The organism is Streptomyces sp. SID1328, assembly GCF_009865595.1.
Classification (GTDB): Bacteria; Actinomycetota; Actinomycetes; order Streptomycetales; family Streptomycetaceae; genus Streptomyces; species Streptomyces griseoluteus.
In genome coordinates this window covers 1-2,837 of record NZ_WWKH01000969.1, presented here as the reverse complement: position 1 = coordinate 2,837, position 2,837 = coordinate 1, and the positions used below count along the sequence as shown (strand labels likewise).

Here is a 2,837-nt window from a genome sequence, read left to right as displayed (position 1 = left end):
GCGGCGGGCTATGTGGACGCGCTCACCGGCGAGGGCGTCGCGCTCGCCCTGGCGACGGCCGAGGCCGCCGTACGGTGCCTCGCGGCCGGGCGGCCCGAGCGGTACGAGCGGGAGTGGACGCTGGCCACGCGCCGCCACCGCCTGCTGACCAGGGCGCTGCTGGCCGCGAGCAGCCGACCGGGGACCGCCCGGCTCGTCGTGCCGGTGGCGTCCCGGATGCCGCCGGTGTTCGCGGCGGCGGTGCACGCGCTCAGGTAGCGAAGGGCGGCTACTCGTCGTCCTCCGGCAGCCGTTCGCCCTCGGCCTGCGAGGGTGTGGTGCGCGGCACGTCGGGGTGGACTGCGCGGGCAGGGCGTTCCTCCGGGTCCGGTTCCCGCTCGCCCTCTGCCTGGGACGGGGTCGGGGTCGGCTCGCTCATGTCCGGCCTCCTTGTCGGGGGTTCGATGGGTACGGGGATCGCACGGGGCGGGTGGCGCCCGCCCATGCGTGGTCGACGCTCCGGGAGAACAGCGCCGCGGGCCGGACGTCGGCCATGAGGAGCGGCGTCAGGGTGACCCACGCGGCGTTCTCGAACTCGTCGACGACCAGCCCCTCGGGCAGCAGCGCCTGGACTGTCGCCGGCGCGTAGGGCCGGCTCAGGAAGGTCTGCGTCAGCCGGCGGGCCCGCAGGACCGGCACGCGGTTGGCCACCATGGAAGGCGAGTCCCCCCCGACGGGAGCACGGAAACGCCCTCGATCGGGGCCACCGTGTGCTCGCGCCGTTCAGGACCGGCCGATATGGGAACTGCGGAGGTACGCGAGGCGCGCCCCGCACCGGCCCTTTACAGCAGAACTCGTACAGGAAGAGACCCGGCCATGAACGATCTCAAGCCTCTCGCCCTGGTCACGGGCGCGTCCAGCGGTATCGGCTTCGAGCTGGCCAAGCAGTTGGGCGAGCGCGGCTACGACCTGATCGTCAACGCCGAGAACGACACCCGGCTGCGGCAGGCGGCCCAGGACATCCGGGCGGAGACCGGGGCGTCGGTGGAGCCGGTCCGGGCCGACCTGCGCCATTACGACCAGGCGGAGGAGCTGTGGACGGCGGTCACCGCGACGGGCCGTCCCCTCGATGTCGCGGTGCTCAACGCGGGGGTGGGCCAGGGCGGCCCGTTCGCGGAGACCGACCTGGAGGACGAGCTGGAGATCGTCGATCTCAATGTGCGCTCGACCGTGCACCTGGGCAAGCGGGTGGTGCGCGAGATGGTGTCCCGAGGCCGTGGCCGCATCCTCGTCACCTCGTCCATCGCCTCCACGATGCCCGGTACCTTCCAGGCGGTGTACAACGCGTCGAAGTCGTTCGTGCAGTCCTTCACCCAGGCGTTGCAGAGCGAGCTGAAGGACAGCGGCGTCACCCTGACCGCGCTGATGCCCGGTCCCACCGAGACCGAGTTCTTCCACCGCGCCGACATGGACGACACGCAGGTCGGCCGGCAGGAGAAGGACGACCCCGCCGAGGTCGCACGCGAGGGACTGGAAGCCCTTTTCGAGGGCAAGGACAAAGTAATCGCGGGGTCCGCCATGACGAAGGCGCAGGGTATGGCCGCCAAGGTGGTCCCCGACAAGCTCAAGGCCGAGGCCCATCGCAGGATGGCCGAGCCCGGCTCGGGCGCCGAATGACCGATTGGACGCAGGAAAGAGGGCCGGTCCCCGGACCGGGCAGGGAGGACGGTCCGCGTGCGCAGCGTGGGAGTGGAGGAGGAGCTCCTCCTGGTGGACGCGGAGAGCGGCGAGCCGCGGGCCGTCGCGGCGGCGGTGCTGGCGCAGGCCGGCAGGGCCGCCGGGGCGGACGAGGAGCAGGTCTTCGAGCCGGAGCTGCAACGCCAGCAGGTGGAGTTCGCCACGGCCCCGCAGACCCGGGCCGACGAGCTGGCGGCCGAGATCCGCAGGTGCCGCGCCGAGGCGGGACGGCTCGCCGGGCGCACCGGCGCGGCGGTGGCCGCCCTCGCCACCTCTCCCCTGCCGGTCAGCCCGGCGCTGACCCCCGACCGGCGGTATCACTGGATGGCCGACCGCTTCGGGCTGACCCTGTCGGACCAGCTCACCTGCGGGTGTCATGTGCACGTTTCGGTGGACTCCGACGAGGAGGGCGTGGCCGTACTGGACCGCATCCGCCCCTGGCTGCCGGTCCTGCTCGCCCTGAGCGCCAACTCCCCCTTCTGGCAGGGCCAGGACAGCTCCTACAACAGCTATCGCAGCCAGATGTGGGGCCGCTGGCCCTCGGCCGGGCCGACGGACCTCTTCGGCTCCGCCGACCGGTACCACGAGCGGGTACGGGACATGATCGGCACCGGCGTGCTGCGGGACACCGGGATGATCTACTTCGACGCCCGGCTCTCCGCCCAGTACCCGACGGTCGAGATCCGGGTCGCCGACGTCTGCCTGGACCCGGACACCACGGTCCTGCTGGCCCTGCTGTGCCGCGCCCTCGTGGAGACGGCCGCCCGTGAATGGCAGGCGGGCGAGCCCCCGGCCCGGCTCGAGACCTCCCTGGTCCGGCTCGCCGCCTGGCAGGCCGCCCGCTACGGCCTGGAGGAGAATCTGCTGCACCCCCTGACCATGCGTCCCGCCCCGGCGGAGACGGTGGTGCGCGCGCTGTTCGACCACGTACGCGACGCCCTGGACGACCGCGGCGACGCCGAGGGCGTCCAGGACACCATCGCGGGCCTGCTGAAGCACGGCAACGGCGCGATGGTCCAGCGCGCGGTCCTGGCCCGCACGGACAGCCTCCGCGCGGTCGTCACCGAGTGCGTGCGCCGCACCGCCGGGGAATGACCCTCAGGCGGCGGTGACCAGGACGG

General features: G+C 73.0%; 4 protein-coding genes and 1 pseudogene. 3 read left to right on the top strand and 2 right to left on the bottom strand.

The genetic code is table 11. The features are described 5' to 3' along the window. Positions 1 to 258: pseudogene (locus GT030_RS31330) on the top strand (monooxygenase); the annotation flags it as partial. Between the two features lie 10 nt (positions 259 to 268). On the opposite strand, the gene GT030_RS35960 reads toward GT030_RS31330, so the two are convergent. Both GT030_RS35960 and GT030_RS31325 read right to left on the bottom strand, forming a co-directional pair. Further along, positions 269 to 418, bottom strand: a complete 150-nt coding sequence (locus tag GT030_RS35960; protein WP_202460791.1) for a hypothetical protein — start codon at positions 416 to 418, stop codon at positions 269 to 271. Beyond that, positions 415 to 693 (bottom strand): DUF2071 domain-containing protein, encoded by a 279-nt coding sequence (locus tag GT030_RS31325; protein ID WP_161203981.1) that lies wholly within the window; start codon positions 691 to 693, stop codon positions 415 to 417. Before GT030_RS31325 ends, GT030_RS35960 begins: the two co-directional genes overlap by 4 nt. A 162-nt stretch (positions 694 to 855) precedes the next feature. On the opposite strand from GT030_RS31325, the gene GT030_RS31320 reads away from it, so the two are divergent. Together GT030_RS31320 and GT030_RS31315 are read left to right on the top strand one after the other, a co-directional pair. Continuing rightward, positions 856 to 1,656 (top strand): SDR family NAD(P)-dependent oxidoreductase, encoded by an 801-nt coding sequence (locus GT030_RS31320; RefSeq protein ID WP_161203980.1) that lies wholly within the window; start codon positions 856 to 858, stop codon positions 1,654 to 1,656. A gap of 57 nt (positions 1,657 to 1,713) precedes the next feature. Beyond that, positions 1,714 to 2,811, top strand: a complete 1,098-nt coding sequence (locus tag GT030_RS31315; protein WP_161203979.1) for a glutamate--cysteine ligase — start codon at positions 1,714 to 1,716, stop codon at positions 2,809 to 2,811. Positions 2,812 to 2,837 lie beyond the last annotated feature (26 nt).